Source organism: Marseilla massiliensis, from assembly GCF_016899855.1.
Taxonomy (GTDB): domain Bacteria; phylum Bacteroidota; class Bacteroidia; order Bacteroidales; family Bacteroidaceae; genus Prevotella.
On the sequence record NZ_JACJJG010000145.1, the window covers coordinates 1 to 5,681 of the forward strand.

Sequence of the window (5,681 nt, forward strand, 5' to 3'; positions counted from 1 at the left end):
GAGGCAAATCCTTCAAGAACAGATTGATGGCAGTACCACCATGTATGGCAAACACATCCTCTTCCATCACAATCGGAATGAGACGGAGTAGCAACTCAACCTTCTGCGCATAAACATTTGATCTTATATCATTCATATTCTGCAAGTTCTTTTGAGATTGTCATATTATACTTATTAATGTACTTTCCTGTTGACGTTATCATAAACCTAGATGTGCCAAGATTGACATTTTCCAGTTTCAAAGCCTTATACCAGGAGTGACCAGCCTTTTCTGCCATATAGAGGAACAGGCGTTTCACTTTCTGAGAGGTGCATGCCTCCAATAATGTCTGAACCATCTTGGGACGTAATGTAGTTAAGCCCTCCATGACATAATAGATATCGAGCAAAGATGAAGATGCATCCGGCAAGTTCAGACACTCCAACATGGCACGCTCTGGAGATGACACAAGCAATTCATGTTGATTGATAGTCATGGCTTCTACTCCCAACAGCTCATCACCCAGAAAAGATGTAGTCATGTATTTTATAGTCATATCCCACTCCTCTTTTAGTAACCACGAAGGCAACTTATTACTTTTGTCAGTAAAAAGATAAGCCTTAGGCTTCCCCATTGACAAGTAATGGGAGTATCCGCGGAGTTCCAAAGCTGTATATGCACCTACAACACAACTCTTACTAAGTTGCGTGTTGTATGACGATACAGCAGCAAATAGGCTTGGTTCTGTCCCGTGTATCTTATAAACACCCTTCGATATACGGTCAAGCCATCCTCTTTTCATATAAGCATACTGACCACGAGCATCCAATCCATGACTTGAAAGCCACGAACCGAACAAGACTGATTCATTGGGCGCCGTCTCTAATATTTGCTGTATTTTTGTAGCCATCTTCGTTTATTTTATGAATACCAGCATAAATTTGTTGCAAATATAGCTTTTTTTATTTTGTTCAACCAAACATTTTCCTCAAATAACGGCGATTTTTATAGAAATTTATTCTCAAATTCGCGTTTTTAGTGAATTTGGGAGTAAAAAACGTGCAAAAACTATAAGCAGAGATACAATTGCCATCAAAATAAAAAAGGGCGATAGTCCGAATCAATTTCTGGGCTTGGTTTAGTTTAATCCCATATTAAATATCTATAACCTAAACTAAACCATTTATCTTCCGACTACTATTAATGTCATGCCGAATGGTCAAGATCAAAGATTAAAAGAAAAGGAATAACACATTATAGGCTAAGACAAATGAGAACCAACACTTTTTAACAACACGATTTTTAGTTTAAAAAAACTCCGATTTTTCGTCAGATTACAAAGATATACAAAGAACTGCAAAGATAAATGTACCTAAAGAAGCTAAAATTGAAGGTTACTCTTTCACACCATTTTCAGCGATTGCAAGAATCTGCAAAAATACGTGTTAACGAATGTGAATATACAAAGAACTGGAAAAACGTCTTTGCAGATGTTTGTATATTTTATTTTTGACGGCAACTTCATTTGCAGATTCTTGTATATTTTCCGTCCCTCCTTCGTCCCTCGGCATAGTATCTGTCCCCCATAATTGGAGGAATATACGCTGATTATCAGCGACTTATATTTGCAAATAGTAACTTCTGCATAGGGAAGTAGATTCTGCGTCGGAAAATGACCGCAATTTTCACCATGTCAATTCAGATACAAAAAGGATACAACTTATGCGAAATAACACACGATATACCAACGGTTTAGGTGCTGTTTGAAAAATAGGACTATTTTGCACAAGTTGTATTTGATTTGTCGTTTTTTTGTTGTTATTTTGTTGCTCGAATAGTTAGAGCAACAAAAAGCAACAAATTTATGGCACAATCAAAAGAACCTATCCGATTGAGAAAGCGGAAAACCCCGACAGGGCTATACTCCATTTACCTCGACATCTATCTGAACGGGCAGAAGTCGTATGAGTACCTTAAACTCTATCTTATCCCCGAAACAAGCCGGACGGACAAACACAAGAACCAAGAGACAATGAAGCTCGCCGAAGCCATCCGGGGCAAAAGGCTCGTCGAACTTCAGAACAGCGAGTACGGCTTCAATCCCCTTTCAAGGAGGACAGCAATTTCTACGAGTATTATGTGGCGATGTGCAAAGAGCGTTTCAAAGACGACACGATGGGGAATTGGGGGAATTGGAACTCCTGCCTGAAACATCTGCTCAAATACTGTCCGAAACTGAAACAATTAAAATGGAAAGACATCGACCATGATTTTGTGCTGGGCTTCAAGAACTACCTCGAAAACGAGGCATGTGCATGGTCGGAAGATAGCCGGGAACGTGTAAAGGACAGACCGCTCGCCCGGAACAGTAAGGTTTCCTATTTCAACAAGCTGCGAGCCTGTTGTAACCAAGCATACGACGAGCGGATAATAGCGTACAACCCTATACGGGGCATTGAGGGCATAAAAGCGGAAGAGGGGAAACGAATGTACTTCACGATAGACGAGGTACGGATGCTCGCCCAGACGGAATGCCATTACCCGTCCGTCAAACGGGCGTTCCTGCTTTCGTGCCTGACAGGTCTGCGCCGGAGCGACATCGAGCGGCTCAAATGGAAAGACGTGTACACGCAGGATAATTTCACACGGATTATTTTCAATCAGAAAAAGACAAACGGGCTTGAATATCTCGACCTCGCCCCGGAAGCCGTCGAGCTTATGGGAGAGCGTGGCAAGCCTGACGACAACGTATTCGATTGGATTCATTCGCCGCACGTGACGAACTCGACAATAAGGGACTGGTGCATGAAAGCAGGGATAGCAAAGCGAATCAGTTTCCATTCAGGAAGACATATCATTCCTTCTTACTCATTGAAAACAAAGAACTTACAAAGATTGCCAGCTTAGCAGGTAACGATTTAGAAACAACTATTCTTTCTGAATACAAATCATTATTTATCAACTCATTATGAGAGTCTGTTTTGAAGATAGGTAATGGATTTGTAACGTGCTAACTTCTGTATTCTTCATCGCTTTGAAGTTGGGTGATTAGCTATATGCAAAAGTACGGATTATATTTCAATCTTCCAAATCGAAAGGATTAATACTGCCCTAATAACTAATAAAAAGAGGAGTTCAGGATAGATTTCTCTGTCTGGTGATAAAATGACTAAGATATGTTAATCGCATTTTCTGCCAATAATAGGCGCATTTGGCTCTCATGTGCAACGATTTGTTTATGTATCAGTTGAAATACTTTTATATTCTGAAAGTAAAACGCAACTCCAATTATCAAAAATGGGCACATTTATTGTCTTTCTGTTGTTTAACTTTTGTTAGTACATTTATCACCACACGGAGATAGATTTTAAGAGAAAATCTTTAAATTTGCCACGTAATATTCATATCTCAAAAAATTTGCCATATGCCAGAATATATAAAAGCTCATGGTATTATATATGCCAATGAATTGAAATCTATACATAAAAGCAGAAATCCCATGCAGCCTATTTTTGAGGCCTTTACTAATGCATGGGAAGCCATATTTGAGAGGTTTACAGCTGAGCATTTGCAAAATAGCAAGATTGTAATTACTTTTCATTATACATCAGGTATGTTTAATGAAGAAGAGCATAAATCATGTACGTTGGATAAAATAGAGATTTATGATAATGGCTTAGGCATAAATGAAAAAAGTTTTGAGCGTATTGTGAATTTGCGTGATAATAGTAAAAGTGCTCTAAATAAGGGAACTGGTAGAGTACAATTTCTCCATTTCTTTAATGAAACTATTTTCGAGAGCATTTATGAAAAGACAAACGGAGAACATGAGCGTATAGTTTTAGTACTTTCGAAGAAAGATGCTTTTTTACGTGAGAATGCTATTTTACGAAAAGACTCTGCAGAACTAACCTCCTCTTCAGAGTATGGAACTTTAGTAACCTTTATAAATCCTATTGATGAAAAGAATGATGGAGGTTTTTTTAATAAAATTACACCTTTTGATGTAAAAAATGAACTCATAATTCATTTTCTCTCAAGATTTTGTGAAAGCAAAGAACATTTGCCCCAAATTATAATAGAGCGGTATGAAAATGGTAAGAAGTTAGAACCAATTTTCATTAAAAAAGAGGATATACCCAATCCAGATAAAACAGAACCATTGGATGTCCATTATAGCAAATTGGAAAATAAGAAAGTGGTCGATAGCTTAAATTGCGAACATTTTACACTCTTATCATTCGTACAATCGCAAGAGCAATTAAAAAAGAACTGTATATATTTTGTTAGCAATGGAGCGATTGCACAAGAGGTATCTATAGATTCTTTACAGGCAGATGATTCTATTGATGGTAACAGATATATGTTCCTTCTTCGGGGAAATTACTTTGACTCTATAGAGGATGATTTAAGAGGGAACTTACATCTTATCAAAGAATCTGAATTTAAAAAGCAAGGAGAATTATTCCCAGAGGAGTGTATTCTTGTCGATAAAATTAAAGAAGAAACGAATGAAAAGATTAATTCTGTTTATCCCGAATTTCAAGCAAGGAAAAATGATGCTTTAAAAAATTTGGATGAGTTGAAGCAAATGTTTTTAATAGACGAAAACCGTATAGTGAGTTTACGTAAGAAAATAAAAACATCAGATTCTGACGAACAAATTCTTGCAGCCATATATAGGGCGGATATGGAATTGGTTGCAAAAAGGGATGCAAGAATAAAAGCGCAATATGAACAACTAAAATCATTATCACCAGCAAATCAAGATTATCAAGTCAAACTGACAGAACAAGTAATTTCTTTTGTAAAACTTGTTCCTCAACAGAACAGAACGAACCTTACCAAATATATAGCACGTCGTAAACTTGTTATTGAAATTTTTGATATGATTCTTAGCAAGGAATTGGAATGTGTAAATGAAAAGGGGCGTGTTGATGAAGCTTTATTGCACAACTTAATTTTTCAGCAACATTCAGTTGATACCGAATCCAGTGATATTTGGTTATTGGATGACCAATATCTTTTATTCAATGGCTGTTCTGAGAAGCAATTGGACAAAATAGAAGTTAATGGCGTAAAATTGCTAAAAGAAGAATTGACCGATGAAGAAAGGGCATTCAAAGTTAGACATAATATGGATGGAGGTGAAATCGATACAGGAATTAGAAGACCTGATATTCTGCTTTATCCAGAAGAGGGGAAATGTATTATTATAGAATTCAAAGCTCCTGACGTGGAGGTTTCTATGTACCTATCGCAGATTAATAAATATGCAATGATGATAAATAATTTATCTGATGATTCTTTACAGATACATGCATTTTATGGTTACCTGATAGGTGAGAATATAAATTATGATTATATCCAAGAAGCAGAATCAGCATTCAAAGAGGCAGCTTATTTGAAATATCTATTCCGTCCCAATTACGATGTGCCTGGTCGTTTTGGTAGGCCTACTGGAAACCTTTACACTGAAATTATTAAGTATTCTGATATACTTAAAAGAGCAAAACTCCGTAATAAAATTTTCTTGGAGAAATTGGAAAAAATTGTATAGTCAACATTGCATGATGACTACACTCGTTTCGTTAAGTCAGAAATGTTGATTACATATTCATTTCGACGATGTGCCGTATATTCCGAAACTCGCGTTACCATATCTTTTTCTAAGGCGATAATAAGCAAGCGGTTTTCATTC

General features: G+C 36.9%; 4 protein-coding genes and 1 pseudogene. 3 read left to right on the top strand and 2 right to left on the bottom strand.

The genetic code is table 11. From position 1 onward, the window contains the following. Together H6A34_RS15555 and H6A34_RS13455 are read right to left on the bottom strand one after the other, a co-directional pair. Positions 1–136, bottom strand: a pseudogene (locus H6A34_RS15555) (nucleotidyl transferase AbiEii/AbiGii toxin family protein); the annotation flags it as partial. After that, entirely contained in the window at positions 129–890 is a 762-nt protein-coding gene (locus H6A34_RS13455) for a type IV toxin-antitoxin system AbiEi family antitoxin (protein WP_205105937.1), read from the bottom strand. The gene H6A34_RS13455 and the pseudogene H6A34_RS15555, both read right to left, overlap by 8 nt. Positions 891–1,844: 954 nt before the next feature. Between H6A34_RS13455 and H6A34_RS15075 the strand changes: the two genes are divergently transcribed. From H6A34_RS15075 to H6A34_RS13465, 3 genes are all read left to right on the top strand, one after another. Then, positions 1,845–2,189: an Arm DNA-binding domain-containing protein gene (locus H6A34_RS15075; protein ID WP_239480889.1), complete on the top strand. Its 345-nt coding sequence runs from the start codon at positions 1,845–1,847 to the stop codon at positions 2,187–2,189. Then, positions 2,156–2,887 carry a tyrosine-type recombinase/integrase gene (locus H6A34_RS13460; protein WP_239480890.1) on the top strand — a complete coding sequence of 244 codons (732 nt, stop codon included), beginning with the start codon at positions 2,156–2,158 and terminating at the stop codon, positions 2,885–2,887. Before H6A34_RS15075 ends, H6A34_RS13460 begins: the two co-directional genes overlap by 34 nt. Positions 2,888–3,404: 517 nt before the next feature. After that, positions 3,405–5,540 (top strand): hypothetical protein, encoded by a 2,136-nt coding sequence (locus H6A34_RS13465; protein WP_205105938.1) that lies wholly within the window; start codon positions 3,405–3,407, stop codon positions 5,538–5,540. Positions 5,541–5,681: the final 141 nt, after the last annotated feature.